The organism is Gracilibacillus salitolerans (genome assembly GCF_009650095.1).
Classification (GTDB): Bacteria; Bacillota; Bacilli; order Bacillales; family Amphibacillaceae; genus Gracilibacillus; species Gracilibacillus salitolerans.
On record NZ_CP045915.1, the window covers coordinates 3,143,457 to 3,165,895 of the forward strand.

Genomic DNA, 22,439 nt, shown 5'->3' on the forward strand with positions numbered 1-22,439 from the left:
CGCTTCAAACATATACCACGAAGTAACTTTCTCAGAGGTTGCTTTCTAAATCAATTCAGGAAACTATACGAAGCTGCCGAAAAAATGCGAGACTCCTATGGGTCGACTAAAAGCGGTCACGTCCTGTGGCCAACGTCGACACTTGATCGTCCTGCTCTTCGTCTGAAACCCCGCAGGAAGCGTTCTCCGACGACATAGGAAACACTACGAAAGCGATCTTTGTTTGAGTAGATGTTGCACTTGTGCCCCTTGGGTGAAAGCGAGTATTTTTCGCAGCGGCGAATAAGCACTCAACAATAATCAGAATGGAATATAGTAAATCTGAGTTTTCACTAGTTCACAATTTTTATCAACTGTGCCCATTTTCAAAGAATTATGGGCTAGAAACGGTATGGATAGTGCTTACTTTACTTTTTAATTTAGCGATCGATTAATTGTGCCATCAGCATCGCTTTTCCGACTACTTTTTTCTCATGAAATACTTCGACGTCTACCTTTGCTGACTTTCTACCAACATCGATAATTTTGGGTTGGAATGTAACTTTTGTTTCTAATTGGATAGGCTTTATGAAATAAACCGTAATATTCTCAACAACCAAGTCACCTTTCTTCTGATGTCGCAACATTCTGCGAGCCGCTTCAATGACAAAAGAAACAAATACCCCATATGATAGAGTTCCTAACTGATTAGTCATTTGTGGAGTGATCTCAGCATGGTAAGTAGAATGATGTGGATCTGTAGGCGAATGATCAAAATAATTCGAAACAATATCATCAATGGTTTCACCAACTTGAGGTTGTTTTTGAATGTGCTGCAGTGCTTTTAGCACATCTTGACGAGAAATAAGTCCTTCAAGGTGATGATGATGATCAACAACAGGCATAATTTCAATACCTTCCCACACCATCATATGTGCAGCATATGCCAGTGATGTTTCTTTCATCACGGTTAATGGATTTTTAGTCATAACCTTTTCAATTAATATATCCATCTTTCTTCCAATGACATCTTTGGAAGTAACAATCCCTACAACTTTATTTTTTTCATCAACTACAGGGTAACGACTGTGAGTTGTTTTTTCTTCCCACTCATACCATTTGGCAACTTGATCTTTTGTCTTTAAGAAATATGTATCTTCTACTTTGGTATAAATATCACCAACTAACACAATTTCTTTTTTTATTAACTGGTCATAGATAGCTCGGTTAATCATCGCTGCTACGGTGAAAGTATCATAACTAGTTGATATGATAGGTAACTGTTTCTGATCTGCTAATTGCTTTGTTGTATCGTCCGTATCAAATCCACCAGTTATAAGTACAGCAGCACCTTCTTTTAATGCTAATTGATGGGCTTCCGTACGGTTACCAACTATCAAAAGGGAATCCTTCTCCGTATAGCGCATCATTGCATCAAGCTTCATCGCACCAATAACAAACTTATTTAAAGTTTTGTATAAGCCGTCCCTTCCTCCAAGTACTTGTCCATCTACTATACTTACAATCTCTGCAAAGGTTAGATTTTCAAAGTTTTCTTTTTGTTTGCGTTCGATTCGAATGGTTCCAACACGTTCAATGGTACTAACCAAGCCTTTGTTTTCTGCTTCTTTAATGGCACGATAAGCTGTTCCTTCACTTACATTAAGCTCTTTGGCAATTTGCCTTACAGATATTTTATTACCTACTTTTAAGGATTCAATAAAGGATAGAATTTGTTCATGTTTTGTAGCCAATCGTTTTTCACCATTCTTTCATCTGTACTAGTATTTTTTCATCTGTTTTTATTATACAGTTGTTAGTGGGAATATTCAATTTTTTCTTGAAATAATATGTATTTCTTGTTTTCATCAAAAAATCAAGACTACACTGTTTTATCCTTTGTTCATTATCTGTATTATATATAATTTCAGATGGTACAACAAAAGGTCAAAGCATTTTGCTTTGACCTTTGCTTATAATTCTACGTGTTCTCCGGGTTTTAGATGAATGCCTTTTCCTGTTTTTACTTGGTTGCAGAATACCTCTCCGTCTTGTTCGATTAGCGGAAATGTGTTGTAGTGCATGGGCACGACTTGCTTTGCTTGTACCCAGTCAGCGGCAATTAATGCGTCCTCTGGTCCCATTGTAAAGTTATCACCAATCGGTAAAAAGGCTAAGTCAATATCGTTCATGTCGCCTATTAATTTCAGATCGGAAAATAGACCAGTATCACCTGCATGGTAAATCGTTTTTCCTTCTGCAAAGAATAATATACCACCAGGCATACCACCATAAATTTTGTTTCCTTCCTCATCCTCAAACATGGAACCATGGAAGGCAGGTGTGAATTTTACTTTGCCGAAATCAAATGTATGTGCACCACCTATATGCATTGGATGTGTATTCAATCCTCTAGAACCAAAGTATACAGCTAATTCATTTGGTGCCACGATAAGACAGTTAGTTCGCTGTGCAATGCTTACGGTATCACCAACATGATCATTATGTCCATGTGTTAACAAAATAACATCCGGTTCTTGTGTGTCCGGATCTAAATCACTTGTTCCGTTCCCTGTGATAAATGGGTCAATTAAAATCGTATGGTCGGATGTTTGAATTTTGACACATGATTGTCCGTGGAAAGATATTTTCATGCAAATATGCACTCCTTTTCACTATAATACTCTATATCCTTTTTCCCCATTTATTGTTTATTTAAACATGTACTAATAATATTGCCAAGCCTTTTCATAGATTTCTATCAGTCGTGGGCTAATTAATGTATTCACCTCTAATTCTTTCTGATTTCCGTTCTTGTCCAATATATTTTCGTCTTCATCCTTACCAAAAATGGTTAAGCTTTGCAAAATCTCATCTGTTATAAAATCCGTGTCCACATTAATGGCTAACGAATCAACGTTAATCTGCTCCCTGCTTGCCATTACAAATCCCCAATTACCAAAACTCGGTACGTCCACATGGAAATTTTCCACTTCTAACCCAGTGGCAGCTATCGTATTAGAAATCGTCCAATACACTTCGCGAGCAAATACAGGGCTTGTCGCTTGTATCATTACTGCGCCACCTGGCTGTAAATGGTTGCGAACAAGTGAATAAAATTCTTTCGTATATAATTTATTGAGACTTTCATTATTGGGATCCGGCAAATCTACAAAAATGGCATCATACCAATCCTCACTCTGCTCTAAAAATTCAAAGGCATCTTGATTAACAACTGAAACACGTTCTCTTTGTAATGAATGGTCATTTAATTCCAAAAGATGCGGATTCGTGTTGGCCAATTCTACTACAGCTGGATCTAAATCAACCAATGTTATATTGTTGATACTAGGGTATTTTAATAGTTCCTTCACGGCTAATCCATCACCGCCACCTAGCACTAACACTTCTTCATGACTCTCAGCATAAGCCATTGCCGGATGGACTAATACTTCATGGTATCGATGTTCATCAATCGAACTCAACTGCAGCGCACCATCCAGATATAATCGAATGTCTTCGTTTTGTTTGGTCATGACAATTTTCTGATACTGACTTTCTTCGAGATGGATAATAGGATCTTTATAAATTTTCTGCTCAAAGGATAAAACCAATGACTCACCAAAAATTAAGCCGGCTATTAACAAGAGAGCGATTATCCCTCCAATTATTCCATGCAAAGTTTTTTTAATTAACTCCTTACGAAATAAATAAAGAACAACCAATGCAACAGAAAGATTGATTAGTCCTACTAAAAAAGCAGTTTTTACCATCCCTAATTGTGGTCGTAATAAAAAGACAAATAATAGACCACCAATCAGACCACCGGCATAATCAGAAAATAACACCCTTGCTGTACTTTTTTGCAAGGTAACACCTATGTCATTAGCTTTTCGAATTAATATTGGTAATTCTACACCGGTTAACGCTCCAATAATTAAGGTAATCGAATAAAGAAATAAGGCATCCGATCCATTAGAAAAAAAGGCGGTTGCTGCAAACATGAGAAAGCTGGAGAATCCGCCAATCAAGGCTACAAAAAATTCAATATAAATAAAAGATAACAGTAAATGCTTGGTTACTTTTTCACTTAAACTAGCACCAATCCCCATGCCTGTAAGGAATAAAGAAATGGTTAATGTATACTGCTTAACACCATCACCTAAAATATAAGATCCAAGCGCCCCGAATAGTACTTCGAATATAATACCGCATATCGAAACAATTCCTGATGCCCAATAAATAAAATGACTCTGTTTTAATTTGATTTCTTCCATCTCACTCCACACTTCCTATGATAGTCACGATTGGAAAAGCCTGACCTTTAAAAATGGCCAGGCTTCTTGTATTATGTGATTGATGCCCCGATTACAAATGCCAATCCGACAGAAACAGCAAACGAAATAATTCCAACTGCTATATTATTGGCTTTTAATTGTTCCTCAACGGAAAATTTGCGTGTTATCCCTTCAAAAACAAGATACGCTATTAATTGCAATACGACACCATACGCACCCCATATCAGTGTTTCTACTACATTAATACTATGGTAAATAGCGAATGCTAAGATTATACAAATACCAATAATTTTTCCTGCTATGGATAATGCAATGGCATGATTCCCATCTCTTACTTGATCCCAATCTTTATATTTGGTTGTAAGCCACTCAAAAATGGTAAGTCCGATAATGACAATGATAATTGCTGCAACAAAATAAATAAATGTTGAAATAAAAGGTTCCATATTCAGCTCTCCTTCTTATTATTTTCCTGTACTAGGTCCTCCTCCACGAAAAGACCCTAAACCTCTATTTTTAGTTACCCCACCCTTATTATAGTTACGAGATGTGGAGTAACCGCCGTAACAGTCATTTGAACTACAGTAACTCCTTCTATTAGATACCCAATTATTACCAAAGAAACTATCGAGCATTCGGATAGTAAAATATGTAGTTAAGAAATTAGGTGAATAATTTTTTTTAACAAATTGTTCGCTTGCGACTTCGATAAATGTTGCATTATCTAGCTCTTCACTTTCTTTCAAGATGACAAACACATCAGAGTAGGCAAGTATTTGTTGACCATCGATAAAATCACTGATCTCTTCCGGTTGTTTAATCTCCGCAAATAAATCGGCTAATTCTTCTACTTCAAACAGTAATGTACCATAAACATTTGCAGTTGTTTCCTCGCCCGTCACAGAATCTACAAACGGAAAATTGTCGGATATAAGTGCTTCCACATCTGAGTTAGTGCTTACTTCTAGTCGGTTAATAATTTCATCTTTTGATTCTTCAACCTGCAGATCATCCTCTGAAATATCACTGGATTCATCAAAAGCAGATAAATTCGAGAACGAATCTGAATTACAACCAACAAGCAAAATAAAAAATAACAAGGTAATACTCATGCCTATCTTTTTATTCACTCCAAGATCACCTCCTGCTTTACTTCTCTATGTATCCATGTAGAAAGAGGGCGTCCCAAAAGCTAGCTCACTTAATTACGTAAACTAACTTATGAAACAACCCATTTTCCAACTGTTTGTTACTCTTTTCCTAGCTTCTTTTTGAGAGCTGCCAATTCGTCATCGACATCGCTTTTTTCAAATTCTTCAAATTCATCATCTAGTGACTTGCTTGCGGAAGATAAATCTTCACTTGTGTCTGCCTCTGCTTCAAATTGAAGAACTTTTTCCTCCATACGTTCAAATCCTTGTTTTGAAGCATCATTACCAATAGATGACATCGTACGGTTCATTTTCGTACGAGTTTTTGCAGATTCTGCTCTTGCTTTTAAAGAATCTTTCTTCAGTTGCATTTGTTGATATTCTTTTTTCATTTCATCTAATTTTTGACGTAGCTGATCTGCATCTCGTTTAGCACGTTCCCAGGATTCACGCAACGTATTTGCTTGTGTTTCTTGTTCGTTTTTGTCTTCTAATGCACGACGAGCAAGGTCTTCGTTGCCCGCTCCTATAGCTTTTTCTGCTTGAGCTTGTCGTTTTTCCACTAATGCTTGTGCATCATCTGTCTTTCTTTTTAACATTTTTTCATTGGCAATTTGTTTGGCTACTGCCGCTTCTACTTCTCTAATATCAGATTCCATATCACGCATAAACTGGTCCAGCATTTTCACCGGATCTTCTGCTTTGTCTAACATAGAATTCAACTCTGAACTAACGACTGTTTTTACACGATTAAAAAATTTAAACATATTTAACTCCTCCTAATAATTAATGTGATCCTGCAATAATTTTAACTTCATAATTTTCAATTGGATAACCAATGCTTGCCTCTACATCACTATTCCACTCCTCCACACTGATAAAGGATTTTTCATCTGTATCACAATACTCTGCATAGCGAATACGTTGACCTGTTAGAGAACTGCTTCTTCCCTCACCAGTAACTTCAGCCTGACCACTTTCATCTAGTGAGTAGGTTTTATTATTAAATACTAGTCTGTCTGGGAAATCATTAGCTTCAACAAGTTGGATTTTCTTATAGATCCCTAGCTCTAATTCATCATCCATCTCCGCAGCTAACCAAATTGTCCCCGATTCCCCTAACAGCTGGTAACTGTACCATGTATAATTGTTTTGCCGGTAAGTGATTTTACCAACTACTTCATAATCAGCTAAATCATATTCAATAATATCCCCCACTTCTATGGAAAGCAAATTTCTCTTTCTAACTGTTGCTTTCTTTTCTTTTTTATTAAATAACTTTGAAAAGAAACCCAAGTGGTGCACCTCATTTCTTCCGCTAATTGGGTTGTTATAAATAGTTACGAACTAGTTCAAAAAAAGGTTTCATTTTTTCGAAGAAATTTAAGAAAGTATCTACAGAGCTGTTTAGCGCCCAGTAACTAGCAACTTCCCTCACCTGTTTGTACAATGCTGAACGGACGCATTGTGCTTTTCTTTAACGATGTTGGTGAATAACATCTAATCCACCTGTTACATCTACAACTGTACCTGTTACCATATCTGCATCCTCTTCACAAAAAAACATGACCGTTCGTGCTATATCTTCACCCGTTCCAGAACGACCAATCGGCGTGTTGGGATCTTCAGTTTTTCTGCTTGTTACGATCGATGCCTCCTTCATCTCTCCGACAATGTCTCCTGGGCAAACCATGTTCGATGTTATACCATTCTCTGCTTCTTCATATGCGATAGACTTCGTTAACGACACTAATCCTACTTTCGCAGCTGAAAAGGCGGCTCGATCAATCCATCCAGCTGCAGTATTAGCACTCTGGAATCCATAATTTACAACCCTTCCAAAATGCTGCTCTCGCATTGCTGGTATCGTTAATTTTAACAGATGAAAAACAGCATCTAAATTGCCACGAATCATTTGATTCCATTCTTTTTCTGTATGATCCAGTAATTTTTTTCGCTCAAATATAAATGGCCCCGCATTATTAATTAAATAGTCTATGGTACCAAACCTTTCCACGGCTTTTTTAACAGCATTCGTTATGTCATCTTTATTACAGACATCAGCTTGAATGATTTCGATCGATGCTTCCGGGAATTTTTCTAACATTTCTTTCGCTCGCTGACGATCTCTGAAATATGTAATAGAAACAGCATGTCCTTTATTGATAAATGCCTCTGTTACTTTTAACCCTAAGCCTTTTGTTCCAGCCGTAATAAAGGCGTGTCCCATGTTTTTTCCTCCTTAATCTTACTACTCTCTCATGTTATATGTTACACGATTGTCATGTTTTTTTCTATTATTGTGTAGGTTAATTCAGTTAAAGGTACAAGTTTTACTAAGGGTTTATAGTGGTATATGACTAATAAGAAAAATTTATTCGAATTTTCACATGTAAGCGGATACATGATATACTAAAACTATAGATATGAAGGGAGAGATAATGATGACTTTTGAATATAGTCGTATTTTAGTAGCAGTAGATGGTTCTGACGCATCAGAGTTAGCATTTAAGAAAGCAGTTGATATTGTCTTAAGAAATAATGCAAAAATGTTTTTAGCACATGTGATTGATACACGAACTATTACAACAGTAGCACCAGAAGTTTATGATCAAACGCTTGCTGCCCGCTCAGAAAATTATGCTCAAACTCTACTTGATGAATATAAAGAAAGAGCAAATAAAAAAGGTATAACTGATATTACAACACATGTAGAAATTGGCTCACCGAAAATTAAAATTCCTAAAGATCTCGCGAAAAAGTTTGACGCAGACTTGATTATTTGTGGGGCAACAGGAATGAATGCGGTAGAAAGGTTTTTAATTGGAAGCGTTTCAGAAAGTATCACCAGATATGCATCATGTGATGTGTTGGTGGTAAGAAGTTAAAAGTTTACAGAAAACGAGAGGACTTATCCTCTCGTTTTTATCGCGTCTATTGTACTGTATCTTTTGTCTAGCTTCTTCCACCCACGCCCCATTAATGGAACAATCCCGAACCAATATAGACGATGGCTATTATATACGAAAATCAGTAATAAATTCCAATGCACTTTGTGAATGGTGATCGGCAAGACCTTGTGCAAATTGTTTATCCGGAAATCCTCGATGTAGTAGCTTTAAACCACCTGAGATTAACGAGATATGGTGGTGAAATCGATAAAATAACATCCTGTTATAATCAAGAGTATCATTCTTTAGAAATCGGTAAAAATCCCCAAAGCGAAACTCTAAAAAGCTATGTTCATGTTCAATATCAAAGAACATTGCTCCTTCAATATCAATCAAAAAGGGATTAAGTTCATCATTAACCAAAACATGGTCAGGACCTAGTTCTCCGTGTATAAATCCATACTGTGTTCTGGGTTTAATTCTTGATTCAAGCTCATACAAAGTATCGAGTAATTTACTTTGATTAGCTCTGATGCGTTCAAGATATTGGGAGGAATAAGATAATTGTTCTTTTGCATCCTCCATTTGCAACAGATGACAACTTTCTGTATTAATCCCCTCATAATTTAATTTCCCATAAGATTTTTTATTATTGGTGTGCATGTGGGCCAGCATATCGCCCAACTTCTGAAACAAGTTATCTTGAACCTTTGAGTCTGAATGATGTAAAAAATCTTCTGCTTTGTGACCAGCCACATATTCTACGAGAGCGTAATCAAAAGGGTAACGGGTTTTTTCTGTATTTAAATCATATAGAGCAGGAGTTCTAATACCCTGTTGGATTAAATATTGGTTATTTAATTCAAATAAATCACTACCATCAGAACGTTCATTTATATCTAAATTTGTTTGCTCTTCTTGAAAATAATTCGAAGCAGGATCCCATATATACAAAATGCAGGAAAATCCATTACTAAAATCAAGTTTATAAACTACCTTTTGTGTACCTCCGTTTATTTTCGATATCCTCACAACTAAATAACCAGAACCAAAAACCTTCTTTACATAATCCTGTAAATCAGCATAATCGAGATGACAAGTAACTTCCATTTACCAACACTCCTTTTCTCAAATTTGTACTTGAACTCCACTATACAATTTATTTTTCAGAAAATATAGACTATTTGTTTGTAATTTGTTATGATGTTGAATAGGGTCTCGATAAAAATAGACATAATTAAACGCCATTGGGTATAAAATCCAATGGCGTTTTTTGAGCATATTTATTTTATCCATTTTTGCTAATGTTAACTTAACATTCTTGATTTAATAACAATAAAAGATGGTCTTCTTCTTTCATTTACTAACTTAGGCATTTTCTCTAATCCAGATGGAATGGACTGTGGTTCAATAATCTTCTCTAATATAAATCCATTGCCTATAAGGGTATTTATTAAGGTGGAAATTGTTCGATGATAAACAATCACTCCATCAACATACCAATTATGCTCCCTCTTTCCTTCTTCCTGATAATTGTCTAAAGCCCAATGTGATTTTTCTCCGTTACTGTCCTTCACCCAGTTGTTCTCCTCATTTCGGGCAGTTACAATAGGGTGTTCAGTTGAAAATATAAATTCTCCATTCTCATGTAATAAACTTCTTACCTTCACAATCAGTTTTGTGTAATCTTCTATATAGTGTACTGCTAAAGAGCTTATAATTAAGTCGAATTTTTGATTGTGTAATTCTAAATCTTCTATTGGTGTACATATATATTCTATTTTCTTATCCCCGTTTTCTTTTTTAGCCTGCCCTATCATATTTCTTGAAATATCTACACCTATAACCTTTGATGCACCGTTCTCGATACAATACTTTGCAAATTGACCAGTCCCACAACCTAAGTCTAATATTGTTTTATCTTTGAGAGTAGGAATGGCAGATTTTATTGCTGGTTGTTCAACAAAATCATTATATGTTACTCCACTTTCACGCAAAGAAGTATACTCTCTAAAGAAAACAGGATTGTCATAAATATTTTGCTTCAATTGTTTTCCCTCCAATATTGTTATCTTGCAAAAATTAGTCCCACAAATCAGTAGGTAAATTCTTACTTCTCACAATAAATAACCTTGCCCCAATAGTTCAATATCTCCGCAACTCTATATTAGCATAATATTCCAAAAAAACATTATCGAAATTTCCAGCAAAAAAACGACCAATGTAAAGGTCGTCTTGTTGAACTCTAGCTCCCGTTTATATAAGCATTTTAGTCTTTCCTCTGGTTCACATGTGTATATTGGAAATATAAGTAATTATTTTTTCTCGTTGCTCCCCATCAGAATATCTTTTAACTGATTAACATTATTAACAATATGAGTAGGGTTGGAATGACTCAATTCTTCAAATGAACCATACCCATACGTAACTCCAATAGAATCAATCCCCATATTTCTTGCCCCAATAATATCGTGCTTTCTGTCTCCAACCATTATAAAGTCACTAAGCTTATGTTCATTATATTTATCTAGTATGTATTGAATAATTTCAGTTTTTGACGATCTTGTTCCATCCAGATTACTTCCTACAATAAGTTCAAAATATTGGTCCATATTAAAATACTTTAGTATTTGCTTAGCAAAAACAGTAGGCTTTGAAGTTGCTACAACTAAAGTAGTCCCTTGTTCTTCTAACGTTTTTAAAAGTAAGGGAATATTTGAATATAACTCATTCTCAAACATCCCCACTTCCTTAAACCTCTCCCTATATAAACCTATCGCTTTTTCTGTATACGCCTCATCAAAATTGTAATATTCAGCAATGACAGGTGCAAAGGTGGCCCTATAAAACATTCCAGTTTATCAATATCAGGCTCAACGATGTCCATTTGATGTAACGCATATTGAACAGATTTAGTTATTCCTACCTTTGGATCTGATAGTGTGCCGTCTAAATCAAATAAAATTACTTTATAACTAGCCATGTAAAACTCCCTTCTAGTACCAACTATTCTACTTAATTTCCCATAAACGGTGTAGAACTCAAATTTAGCTGTCTGTGCAATAGAATTAGTGCAAATTATCTATTTTCCATCTTTAACTCATATGCCCAGATTTTTAAGTGATTTTTCGCAATCTATCTTCATTTTAACATGACTATTTTAAATAAAAATCCTCTTCAGGGGAAAATTTCTACTTTAATCACTAAGTTTCTAGCATCATCAATTGTATAAACTTTCTAATTTGTTTTCTTGCCATACTTTTACTTTTTCTTAATTGTTGTTTTTAGCAATAAAAAAAACCGACCTTCTTCTATACAATTTTTAATTACATAGAAAAAAATCGGTTAGTATTTAGTAATGGTTAACAAGTTGTATTTTTACAACTCATAAAATAATATATCACGTTTTATTACGTTAATCGTATTGTATCTCTCGCAATCATTACTTCTTCATTTGTTGGGATCACGATTACTTTTACAGGTGAGTGTGGATAGTTTACGAATGATTCTTTTCCGCGAATGTTGTTTAAACTCTGATCCCAGTAAACACCCATAAATTCTAATCCTTTTAATACACGCTCACGGATGGTTACACTGTTTTCACCTACACCCGCAGTAAAGATGATTGCATCCACTCCATGCATTCTTGCTGCGTATGAACCAATGTATTTATGAATTCTTTCCGCAAATACTTGAAGTGCTAATTCAGCACGCTTATCTCCATTTTCCGCTTTCTCTTGGATATCACGTAAATCACTAGAAAATCCGGACAGAGCTAGCATACCACTTTTCTTATTTAAAATATTCATCACTTCAGAAGCAGATTGACCCGTTTTCTCCATGATATATGGAATTAATGCTGGATCAATATTTCCAGATCTTGTCCCCATTGTAACACCAGCTAAAGGTGTAAAACCCATAGAAGTATCAATGGACTTTCCTTTTTCAATCGCCGCGATACTTGCACCATTTCCTAAGTGACAAGATAACAGGCGCAGTTGTTCCAATGGTACACCCATTAATTCTGAAGCACGTTCGGAGACGTATTTATGTGAAGTACCATGAAATCCATATTTACGGATCCCGTATTTTTGATAATATTCATATGGTAAACTATATAAATAAGATTGCTCAGGCATTGTTTGATGAAATGCTGTATCAAATACAGCTACAGAAGGCACTTCAGGTAACACTTCGTGGAAAGCACGAATACCTGTCAAGTTTGCCGGGTTATGCAACGGCGCCAGATCAGATACCTCTTCAATATCTTCTATAACTTTTTCAGTTATTACTACCGAATCATTAAACTTCTCTCCACCATGCACAACACGGTGTCCGATACCATCTATTTCATCCAAACTTTCAATTACACCAAATGATGTTAATTTATCAAGTAATAGCTTAACAGCTACTGCATGATCAGGAATATCTCGTGTTTCTTCATCTTCTTTATCCTCAAATTCAATAGAAAAAACGGAATCCGCAATTCCGATCCGTTCAATAAGTCCTTTCGACAACACTTTTTCTTCCGGCATTTCAATTAGTTGAAACTTTAGTGAAGAACTTCCGGCGTTAACAGCTAAAATTTTACGCAACATTTTCAATCCTTTCATTCTTTCATTTACTTATCCTGACTAGCGAATCAATGTTTTTACTTCTGTATCAACATTCCCATATCCATTTAAACACCGTCAGAATAAGTTTGCAACCGGAATATCAAATGGTAACGTTTGCTTCTCAAAATTTTTATTTTCTGATTTTTCTTATTTTTCTGTTTTAAACCAGTCGTCGATCTTTTTAAGGATATTGTGTGTAGCATGGACATCTTTAAACGATGGCAATTGAGCCATTAATGTTTGCTTTGGTGGTTTTGTCTCTTTTCCGTGTTTTTGTAAGACTAATATACTTTTAGCATGCTGTTCAGAGGAAAACATCGATAAAGGTAATTGCAGCAATGCTAATATATGGGCATTATTGCGTAAATACTTTTGCAAATTATCACTTTGATCACTAGTAAATAGAAAATTAGGAATTAAAAATAATAAGTAACCTGCATCTTTTGTATACATCATACTTTGCTCAATAAATAAATGATGTGAATACGCGTGTCCTTCATCTGCATTCAATTCAAATTTAGAAGCTTGTTCATCATTAGGATAATACCCGACTGGTAAGTCCGCTACAATGGTATCGACTGGTTCTAGTAAGAATGGAGTCAAGCTGTCTTGGTGAAAATATTCCACCTCAACTTTTTGCAAGTTCGCACTCTCTACTGCTAATTGAATCAAAGTCGGATCGATTTCACTTCCATATCCAGTAACGTTCGCTTCTACCTGATTAATCACAGCCGTTAACAAATTCGCCGCACCGCTTGCTGGATCAAACAAACGAAATTGCTTTGTATCTGGCATTAACTTTTGGATAAAATAGCCCATAAACATAGCTACACTATCTGGTGTTACAAGATGTTGATGTTGAGTAGACCCCTTCATTCCTTTGATTAAGGATAGCTGAATAACTTTTCTAATCGATTCACTTGTTGTATCTTCATCAAAAAATGATTTTTTTAGTGATGCTAAATTTTCCGCAGTTTTTTTATTGGGCAAATCCAATGCTTCTTCAGTTTGGATTGCGCGTAATGCAAATATTAAACTTTCTAAATATGGTTCATTTTCCGTTTCTTCTATAGCTGATGTTAGCTGATCCAATTCTAAAAAAGCTTTTTCTATATCAAGCGTCATCTTTTGCTCCCTCCATCAATATACAAAATGATTCACTGCCTACTTATCAAGTTGATAAACGTCCGTTAGACCCCCGGCCTCGAAAAGAAGCTAAATCGGGATCATTAAGACATTAACACCTTGATAAGTATCGCTAACCATCAGCGGGCTAAAACCCCACTGACGGAAGTCTCACTATATTATGAAGGCAGTGAAATCAAATTGTCTACTGAGAAGCATTATATATCATTACCTTGCTGCTTATCATCTTTTCTTTGTTTTAACATATCCAAAACTTGATCGATCACTTGTGGGCTTTTCTCTAATACTTTCTCATAAGCGCTTGGGGAATCATTTAGTGGCAAGAGTCGGACACCTTCTTTATTAGCAATGACAAACGCTGAAGGTATAATGGAAACACCTCCACCACTACCACCGCCAAACGGGATAATCGAGTCCGATTGATTATTATTATCGTCTTGTTGACTTTGTTGATCCTGTTGGCCTTGTTGATCCTGTTGGCCTTGTTGACCTCCTGGTACGAATTCACTCCCGCCAGCTGCAAAGCCGAATTTCACTTTTGATAAAGGAATGATCAAGCTGCCATCCGGAACTTCTATTGGTTTCCCAATTGCTGTATCCACTTCGATTAATTGTTTCAAATTTGCCATCGTTAGATTCATAAATCCTTCTAACGGGTGAACATTCTGATTATTATCTTCCATTATTTTCTGACTCCTTCCGTAATTTCTTGATTTTCTTCATTTCTTTGATAGTTTTACTCAAATTTACCGATATCATGCACTCACCTACTGATTGGAAAATTTCTTGTTCAAAATCTGCTGATACATCAAGCTGAACATGTTCATTATTACTGTAATGTGCCCGAATCCATTCAGCTAATGTTTTTATCGACACATAGAGATAAGCTGTTATAGAAGGATCATATGTAGCAACAATTGTATCTGTATGTATCTTTTCTATTTTGGATCTTTTTAACACCCTTTTTACAAGTTGATACATCTCTTTCATATCCCCATTATTATCCGTTTCTAACGATGGAAAATCTAACTGGGCGAGATCGATTGTCTCTTGATAAAAAGTGATATGCAGTATACTGATTTGAATTTGGACATTTTTATCATCTTCCTCCCATTGCCAGTCCAAAGATATATAAACTCGAGATCTCAAAAATATAAACAGCATGATAATGAAAAGAACTATTATAATCATTAATAAGACAATCAGCATATTCTCACCTCATCATTATTATTTACGAGTAAATACTAGATTAATCATAAAGTAGTAACAATCAACACAAAATAATCAAAGTTATCAATAGGATAGCTCTGGAAACCATGATAAGATGAGAATATATACATATCAGCTGTTAGGAGGCAATAAAGTGGACAACAGAAGTAATTTATATTTTTATTACAAGAAAAATGAGGAACTTATAGAAAAATTGGAACCGTTATTCGAATATGTTAAGAGTCAAGGGTTTCAAATCGTAGAAGAGTCAAAAGATGCTAATATTGTTATCAGCATCGGAGGAGATGGTGAATTTCTGCAAGCTGTCCGTCACACGAACTTTCGTCAGGATTGTTTATATGTAGGCATTACGCAAGCAGATGAATCAGGACTGTACTGTGATTTTAATATTGATCAATATGATATGATGGTGGAATCGATGAAAAATGACAGTATTGAAGTTCGTCGCTTCCCAGTCATTGATGTAACCATCAATGAAAAATCAACGTTCCATTGTTTAAATGAAGCTGCTATTCGTTCAGCTATTATTAAAACAATTGTTATGGACGTATTTATCGATGATAATCATTTCGAACGTTTCCGTGGTGATGGATTAATTGTGGCAACACCTACTGGAAGTACAGGTTATAATAAGTCTACTTCAGGTGCTGTGATAGATCCGAAAATCCCTTGTTTACAAGTAACGGAGCTTGCTTCCTTAAACAATAACCGCTATCGTACTTTAGGTTCTTCGTTTGTATTAAATCAAGATCGAACTTTACGTCTAGAAGTGATTCAAGATGGTAATGATTATCCGATTGTAGGGCTTGATAATGAGGCTTACTCGATAAGAAACATTCAAACTTTGACCATTCAGCTAAGTGATAAACGAATTAAAACGGTGAAGCTGAAAAACAATTCATTCTGGGACCGTGTTCAACGAACCTTCTTGTAAGTTGATCCTTACCCACTTATATTTTTCTTCCCACAAAAAAACCAGAGGTTTGAACTGACCTAGTAATATGAGACAAGAAAAAGCACCTAGGCTGCCTTTGCCCTGAATTGAACAGGAGAAAGGCAGTTTAATTTTGAAAATGGTCGTATATAGTTGTAATAATACATGTACAATTCCACTTTTTCTAGTACAATGGAATTTGTAAGACGCATCTTTTGATGTGTGTAGAATTCTTCCGACTTTATGGTGGAGTGGAAGGATTCAATGACGGCATTATCAAAGCAATTACCTTTCCGGGACATGCTTGTGATAATGCCTTTTTCTTCAGCTAATTCTTGAAAAGCGTAGGATGTGTATTGAGCCCCTTGATCACTATGAAGAATTAATCCCTTTGTTTCACGTCCATTACAAGCTGCTTTCAGTGTTTCTAGCACTAATTCTTCTTCTTGGTTATGACTCACTCGATAAGCGACAATTTCGTTATTATACAAATCCATAATGGTTGATAAATACATCATTGATTCCCCAAAAGGCAAGTAAGTAATATCAGTAACCCACTTTTGATTTGGTCTATCTGCCTTGAAATTTTGTTCCAATAAATTAGGAACGACGCATTTACTTTCACCGGCGATGTTCGATTTTCTCTTTGGTTTTACCCGACATTGGATTTTATATTTTTGCATGATCCTTTGTGCAGTAAGTCTGTTCACAGAAATGTTGTGTTCCTCTTTAAGTAACTTTTTAACCATTCGGTGTCCTACTCTGTAATGTAGGGATTTACAAATATCAATAATAAGTTGTTCTAGTTCTGTTGGCTCCACGACTTTTGAGCCCAACGATAGTAAGTGGACCTAGGAACTCTGATACAATCACAAATCATCGATACAGTATAAACTTCCTTTAACGACTCTACTAGTTCTATAACTATCTCTGGTACCAACTCCTTTCGAATTCCTGGTACTTTTTTAAGATTTCATTTTGGATTTCTAGATGTCTGATTTGCCTTTTTAACTGATCTACTTCGTTTAGTTCTTCAGGCCCTTTTCCAAAGGAATATTGTTTACCGATGGGTTGTGACAACCGATGTTCTTCTCCATCTCGAAACCATTTCATCCATCTTTTAATTTGACTTACGCTACGGATTCCAAACTTTTTCATAATCTGTTTATTTGTATATTTTTTAGACAACTTCATTTCAATGACTCTACGTTTCACTTCTTCAGAATAAACATTTTTCTTTTCCCCCATGAGAAAAGCACCTCCTAAAAGTCGTTAATTTTTATATACGACTCTGGGGGTGCTTTTTCCTCTGTCTCATTTAATTAGGTCTCCTCAGTTATGCCTCTGGTTTTTCGTACATGATTTGACCGTCTACGATGGTTGCTTTTACTTCTATTTCGTGGAATAGGTCAGGATCGTGTTTGAACACGTCTTTTTCTAATATGGTGAAATCTGCTACAAATCCTGGCTTGATCATGCCACGGTCGTGAGCATGATTAATAACATATGCACTGCCCTTTGTATATAAAGAAATAGCTTCAAATACGGAAAGTCTCTGATGACTGCCATAAATCTGTCCATCCATGTTTGATCTTCTTGTCACAGCCGCTTGAATTCCTAATAAAGGATTGACCTCTTCAATTGGCGCATCTGATCCAGCAGCACAAGCAATACCGTTATTTAAATACGTTTTCCACGGGTAGGCTTCCTTTGTTCGTCTGTCACCAAGCCTGTCCTTGACCCACGGAAAATCCGAAGCAACAAAGGAAGGCTGAATATCCAGTACAACCGGGATTTTCTTTAATCTATCTAATAATTGGGCATTCATAATTTGAGCATGAATGATCCGGTCCTTTAAATCGTTTTTTAATGGATATTTTTCAATACAAGCTACGATTTCCTCAACTGCCTTATCACCTATTGCATGCACAGCGACCGGATGCTGAAATTTGCGCGCTTTTTGAAACAGAATTTCTAAATTATGTCTCTTATGAATAGGGATTCCTGCATTATTTGGATCATCATGATACGATTCACTTAACCAAGCAGTCCTTCCACCTAACGCACCATCTGAAAATATTTTCATCGCCCCAAGTGTAGTAAATTTCCCTCCATCACCATATTGTAGACCTTGATCTAACATTTCATCAAAGACAAGGTGATGTACTAACAAATGCGCTCTGAATTTATATTTTTCAGGTAAAATCTTGTGATATGCTCTGAATGTTCGTTCAAATCCACCGTAATAGGAAAGATCTTCGCTATGTCCTCCAACTAAACCTAATCGTAGAAGGTCTTCAATTGAGGCCTTGACTGTTTCCTGCAATTTGGATTCTGATATCGGAGGCATTATTTCCTTCACTAATTCCTGAGCTTGATCTAACAAATATCCAGTCGGCTCCCCTGATTGGTATCGAATAATTTTTCCACCCTGTGGATCTTCTGTTTGACTCGTTATTCCTGCTAACTCTAATACCTTAGAATTAACGATAATAGCATGACGACATATTCGAGATAATATGATAGGGTGGCCATTTGAAATATTATCCAGTTCGTTTTTATCAATAATTCTTGCATCTTCCCACAGATTTTCATTCCATCCATCTGCTATTAACCATTCCTCTGGTTCTAATTCATTTACTTTTCTTCCTAATGCTCGCAATACTTCATTCGCAGATTGCATAGATGATAAATCTAGATGTAACAGTTTTTCACCGTGACCAATTATATGTAAATGACTATCGACAAATCCTGGGTACATCGTTGCCCCATCCATGTTATATTCTTCGTCTATTCTGTCCATGAATGTATTTCTTAACACCGACTCTTTACCAATGTCCATAATGGTTCCTTCTTCTACATATACAGCTTCTGCTTTCGATGCTTCATCTTCCATTGTATAAATTGTACCACCATAAAAAAGTGTACCCATTCTATCACCTAGCCTAGCCTTATAATCTTCTGTTGATATGATATAACGATAGCAAAAAGTTATCCATAAGAAAAGGATAGTGCACTAGCACTATCCTTAGTTTTTATTATTGATTTGCTTGTCCACCCATTTGTTGTTCAGCCATTTGTACAAGACGTTTTGTGATTTCTCCACCAACTGAACCATTTGCACGTGATGTAGTATCAGCACCTAAGTTTACACCAAATTCTTGTGCAATTTCAACTTTCATTTGATCTAAAGCTTGGCTTACTCCAGGTACTACTAGATTGTTTGAACTGTTGTTGTTCGCCATCTGCTTTCACCTCCTCTTGACTACATTACTATCATGAACTTTTAGAGGTGAAATCATGCAAAATATTAACTGGTAGTTGTTGTTAATTAATCCAACTGTTAGAGTAAATCTTCCATTTCCTCTTCTTGTTTATCTTTTGCTTGAATTTCAATGGTTTCAATTGATGACAATATTTCTTGTATATCTTGGTCAAACGTTATATTCGCTTCAAATTGCTCTACCTTTTCCAATTTTGGTTTTGTTTTTGGCTGTTTCGGTACAAAAACCGTACAACAATCTTCAAACGGCCGAATAGAAATATCATACATATCAATATCTTCTGAAATTCTTATGATCTCGTCTTTGTCCATCGTAACTAACGGTCTGATAACCGGATAATTTGTTACGGCATTAATGGCATGCATGCTTTCCATTGTCTGACTCGCTACCTGACCGAGACTTTCACCCGTAACAATTGATAAAATGCCTTCTTGTTTTGCAACCTCTTCACTGATACGCATCATCATTCTTCTCATCACTGTCATCGAATAACCATGCGGGATTTCGCGGTGAATTTTCTGTTGCAATGCGGTAAAAGGTACAATATGCACTTTTATGGAATGACCGTAGAAAGACAGTTTTTCCGCTAAATCTAATACCTTCTCTTTTGCTCTTTCACTTGTGTATGGTGGTGAATGAAAGTGGATAGCTTCCAATTGAACCCCACGTTTCATTGTTAAATAACCTGCCACAGGACTATCAATACCTCCAGATAAAAGAAGTAGTGATTTTCCGGAAGACCCTACTGGCAGACCGGTAGCTCCTGGAACTTTTTTAGATGTTAAATAGGTTGCCTCAGAACGAATGTCAACAGTAATTTCCAAATCCGGCTGATGGACATCTACTGTGATATTTTCAGTATTTGCTAATAAATAGCCACCCAGAACATGATTAAATTCTTGTGATCCAATAGGAAACTCTTTATTGGAGCGCTTAGTTGATATTTTAAATGTTCTGACATTCTCTGTTTCCGTTATGAGTTTAAGTGCTTGCTCTTTAATCGCCGTTTCGTCATTTTCGACTTTGAGTGCCACACTCATATTTTGAATACCAAAAATCTTACGGCACTTTTCCATTATTGCATCAGGATCCTCACCATTCAACACGATATACATTCGATCACGTTTTTTGTCTACTTTAATTGCCGGGAAATTTCGTAATGCTTGCCGGACATTATTAGCTAATTGAGTAGTAAACAGTTTTCTATTACGACCTTTTAATGTGAGTTCTCCATATCTAATTACTATATGATCATATTCCATTGATATCTACCCCATTACTTCACTTAATTTTTTAATCACTTCCGTTAATTTTTGACAGAAATAATCGATTTCTTCCTCGGTTGTTTCATAAGACATACTAACACGCAGGCCGGAAATTGCAATATCCCGATCTTTACCGCATGCTATGAGCACAGCACTTTCATCCGCACTCTTCGATGAACATGCAGACTTTGTGGAAATAAATATATCAAAGTCCTCTAAAGCATGTATCACTACTTCCGGTTTTAATCCACGCACCGAAAAATTCACTATATGTGGTGCACTGTCTATTTTTGGCGTATTGATCACTACTCTATCCAGTGTTTGCAATCGCTCCATTAATACAAGCTTTAATGACGTTAATTTCTTATGCAGCCCCGATTGCTTTTCTTTGGCCAGGCGCATCGCCTTTACTAGTGATACGATTCCGGCAACATTCTCCGTACCTGAGCGTATTCTTCTCTCCTGCCCACCACCATGTGCTAATGAGAACAACTTTACATTTTGTTTTACACAAAGAACCCCAGTTCCTTTTAATCCATGGATTTTATGACCGGATATCGTACATAAATCAACATGACATTCCTGAATATTTAATGGTACTTTTCCGTACCCTTGCACATGGTCAACATGGAAAAATGCTTTTGGGTAGTTTCGAACAACTTCTCCTATTTCTTTTATCGGCTGAACTGTACCTATTTCATTATTCACATGCATAACAGATACTAATATTGTATCCTCTCTCATTTCTTTCTTTAGGTTGTCTATCTCAACTAAACCTGACTCATTTACATCTAAATAAGTTACTTCAAAACCTAATGCCTCTAACCCTTGGCACGTCTCCATAACAGACGGGTGTTCAACTGCAGAGGTAATAATATGTTTCCCTCTATTTTGGTGTTCTAAAGCAATACCTTTAATTGCTAAGTTATTACCTTCTGTACCTCCCGATGTAAAGATAATTTCATTAGAGTTTACTTCTAACAGAGATGCAGCTTGTTCTCTCGATTTACGTAATAAACGTTCCGCATCCATCCCAATACCATGAATCGAAGATGCATTACCAAAGTACCCGATAGATGCTTTAGTAAAGCTGTCTAATACTTGTGGATTTGGTTTTGTTGTAGCACTGTTATCTAAATAAATCATCCTTAACCCCTCTTTTTTCGATTAACATTGGCATATCTTATCATATTTTACCGATCGTGCAAATAAGTTATCCCTGACAAAAGTTCTCTGCAATCAATAGAAAAGATATCCCTATATCAAAACAGGAATATCTTCTCGACTTTACTATTCAAACTCAATATCTAGCGCCGACATCAATTCATCAATGGAAACTGTATTATCATCATTTAAATTTAGTGTAATATTTGCCAAAGAATTTTGATCTCCCTGAGATTGCTTTGGATGAACCTCTTCCTTACTCACGACTTCCTCTTGTCCTGAAAATTCATTCACGTCAGGTGTGCTCTTCGACCTAAAGATAAAATTGGTCTGTTTGTAGTCATGTTTATGCTGTACTTCTGCATGTTGATCGGCGTATACGTATGTTGTTTGCCCGAGATCCAAATAAAAAAATAGAGTAATTCCCCAGATGGTGACTGTCACCACAGATAATGCAATTACTAACCATTTCATGATGCCT

The 22,439-nt window shown here is 36.0% G+C and carries 21 protein-coding genes and 2 pseudogenes; 2 read left to right on the forward strand and 21 right to left on the reverse strand.

Annotated elements, in window-relative coordinates:
* Positions 1–419: 419 nt before the first annotated feature.
* The 8 genes from GI584_RS15170 to GI584_RS15205 form a co-directional block, all read right to left on the reverse strand.
* On the reverse strand, positions 420–1,733 hold the full coding sequence (locus GI584_RS15170; RefSeq protein WP_153791732.1) for a DRTGG domain-containing protein: 1,314 nt from the start codon (positions 1,731–1,733) through the stop codon (positions 420–422).
* A 219-nt stretch (positions 1,734–1,952) separates the two neighbouring features.
* A complete protein-coding gene (locus tag GI584_RS15175) occupies positions 1,953–2,633 on the reverse strand; it encodes a metal-dependent hydrolase (RefSeq protein WP_100359925.1) in 681 nt (226 codons plus the stop codon).
* 72 nt (positions 2,634–2,705) lie between these two features.
* Entirely contained in the window at positions 2,706–4,256 is a 1,551-nt protein-coding gene (locus tag GI584_RS15180; RefSeq protein WP_153791733.1) for a polyamine aminopropyltransferase, read from the reverse strand.
* A 71-nt stretch (positions 4,257–4,327) separates the two neighbouring features.
* Positions 4,328–4,723: a DUF350 domain-containing protein gene (locus GI584_RS15185; protein ID WP_153791734.1), complete on the reverse strand. Its 396-nt coding sequence runs from the start codon at positions 4,721–4,723 to the stop codon at positions 4,328–4,330.
* Between the two features lie 18 nt (positions 4,724–4,741).
* Positions 4,742–5,407 (reverse strand): DUF4247 domain-containing protein, encoded by a 666-nt coding sequence (locus tag GI584_RS15190; protein WP_228552251.1) that lies wholly within the window; start codon positions 5,405–5,407, stop codon positions 4,742–4,744.
* A 119-nt stretch (positions 5,408–5,526) separates the two neighbouring features.
* On the reverse strand, positions 5,527–6,195 hold the full coding sequence (locus GI584_RS15195; protein WP_100359922.1) for a PspA/IM30 family protein: 669 nt from the start codon (positions 6,193–6,195) through the stop codon (positions 5,527–5,529).
* Positions 6,196–6,214: 19 nt separating this feature from the next.
* Complete coding sequence (locus GI584_RS15200; RefSeq protein WP_100359921.1) at positions 6,215–6,724, reverse strand: DUF4178 domain-containing protein; 510 nt, start codon at positions 6,722–6,724, stop codon at positions 6,215–6,217.
* Between the two features lie 181 nt (positions 6,725–6,905).
* On the reverse strand, positions 6,906–7,658 hold the full coding sequence (locus GI584_RS15205; RefSeq protein WP_100359920.1) for an SDR family oxidoreductase: 753 nt from the start codon (positions 7,656–7,658) through the stop codon (positions 6,906–6,908).
* A gap of 214 nt (positions 7,659–7,872) precedes the next feature.
* On the opposite strand from GI584_RS15205, the gene GI584_RS15210 reads away from it, so the two are divergent.
* Positions 7,873–8,316 carry a universal stress protein gene (locus GI584_RS15210; protein WP_153791735.1) on the forward strand — a complete coding sequence of 148 codons (444 nt, stop codon included), beginning with the start codon at positions 7,873–7,875 and terminating at the stop codon, positions 8,314–8,316.
* 129 nt (positions 8,317–8,445) lie between these two features.
* Here GI584_RS15210 and GI584_RS15215 read toward each other — a convergent pair whose 3' ends face one another.
* The 7 genes and pseudogenes from GI584_RS15215 to GI584_RS15245 all read right to left on the reverse strand — a co-directional run bounded on the left by GI584_RS15215 (position 8,446) and on the right by GI584_RS15245 (position 15,290).
* Entirely contained in the window at positions 8,446–9,429 is a 984-nt protein-coding gene (locus GI584_RS15215; RefSeq protein WP_153791736.1) for a phosphotransferase, read from the reverse strand.
* Positions 9,430–9,626: 197 nt separating this feature from the next.
* Positions 9,627–10,367, reverse strand: coding sequence for a class I SAM-dependent methyltransferase (locus GI584_RS15220; RefSeq protein WP_153791737.1), 741 nt, complete (start codon positions 10,365–10,367; stop codon positions 9,627–9,629).
* A gap of 267 nt (positions 10,368–10,634) precedes the next feature.
* A pseudogene (locus GI584_RS15225) lies at positions 10,635–11,302 on the reverse strand (HAD family hydrolase).
* Between the two features lie 427 nt (positions 11,303–11,729).
* Positions 11,730–12,914 carry an acetate kinase gene (locus GI584_RS15230; RefSeq protein WP_100362465.1) on the reverse strand — a complete coding sequence of 395 codons (1,185 nt, stop codon included), beginning with the start codon at positions 12,912–12,914 and terminating at the stop codon, positions 11,730–11,732.
* A gap of 168 nt (positions 12,915–13,082) precedes the next feature.
* The gene (locus GI584_RS15235) at positions 13,083–14,060 is read right to left on the reverse strand and encodes a class I SAM-dependent methyltransferase (RefSeq protein ID WP_153791738.1); all 978 of its coding nucleotides are present in this window, start codon (positions 14,058–14,060) and stop codon (positions 13,083–13,085) included.
* 218 nt (positions 14,061–14,278) lie between these two features.
* Complete coding sequence (ytfJ, locus tag GI584_RS15240) at positions 14,279–14,764, reverse strand: GerW family sporulation protein (protein ID WP_100359914.1); 486 nt, start codon at positions 14,762–14,764, stop codon at positions 14,279–14,281.
* Complete coding sequence (locus GI584_RS15245; protein ID WP_100359913.1) at positions 14,754–15,290, reverse strand: hypothetical protein; 537 nt, start codon at positions 15,288–15,290, stop codon at positions 14,754–14,756. Before GI584_RS15245 ends, ytfJ begins: the two co-directional genes overlap by 11 nt.
* A gap of 115 nt (positions 15,291–15,405) precedes the next feature.
* On the opposite strand from GI584_RS15245, the gene GI584_RS15250 reads away from it, so the two are divergent.
* Positions 15,406–16,245 (forward strand): NAD kinase, encoded by an 840-nt coding sequence (locus GI584_RS15250; protein WP_194842008.1) that lies wholly within the window; start codon positions 15,406–15,408, stop codon positions 16,243–16,245.
* An 86-nt stretch (positions 16,246–16,331) separates the two neighbouring features.
* Here GI584_RS15250 and GI584_RS15255 read toward each other — a convergent pair.
* The 6 genes and pseudogenes from GI584_RS15255 to GI584_RS15280 all read right to left on the reverse strand — a co-directional run bounded on the left by GI584_RS15255 (position 16,332) and on the right by GI584_RS15280 (position 22,432).
* A pseudogene (locus tag GI584_RS15255) lies at positions 16,332–17,493 on the reverse strand (IS3 family transposase).
* A gap of 88 nt (positions 17,494–17,581) precedes the next feature.
* Positions 17,582–19,177, reverse strand: a complete 1,596-nt coding sequence (locus GI584_RS15260) for an amidohydrolase (protein WP_153791740.1) — start codon at positions 19,175–19,177, stop codon at positions 17,582–17,584.
* A gap of 106 nt (positions 19,178–19,283) precedes the next feature.
* Positions 19,284–19,490 (reverse strand): alpha/beta-type small acid-soluble spore protein, encoded by a 207-nt coding sequence (locus GI584_RS15265; RefSeq protein WP_018933566.1) that lies wholly within the window; start codon positions 19,488–19,490, stop codon positions 19,284–19,286.
* 98 nt (positions 19,491–19,588) lie between these two features.
* A complete protein-coding gene (gene thiI / locus GI584_RS15270) occupies positions 19,589–20,791 on the reverse strand; it encodes a tRNA uracil 4-sulfurtransferase ThiI (RefSeq protein ID WP_100359910.1) in 1,203 nt (400 codons plus the stop codon).
* Positions 20,792–20,797: 6 nt separating this feature from the next.
* Positions 20,798–21,940, reverse strand: coding sequence for a cysteine desulfurase family protein (locus GI584_RS15275; protein WP_100359909.1), 1,143 nt, complete (start codon positions 21,938–21,940; stop codon positions 20,798–20,800).
* Positions 21,941–22,084: 144 nt separating this feature from the next.
* Positions 22,085–22,432, reverse strand: coding sequence for a hypothetical protein (locus GI584_RS15280; RefSeq protein WP_100359908.1), 348 nt, complete (start codon positions 22,430–22,432; stop codon positions 22,085–22,087).
* Positions 22,433–22,439: the final 7 nt, after the last annotated feature.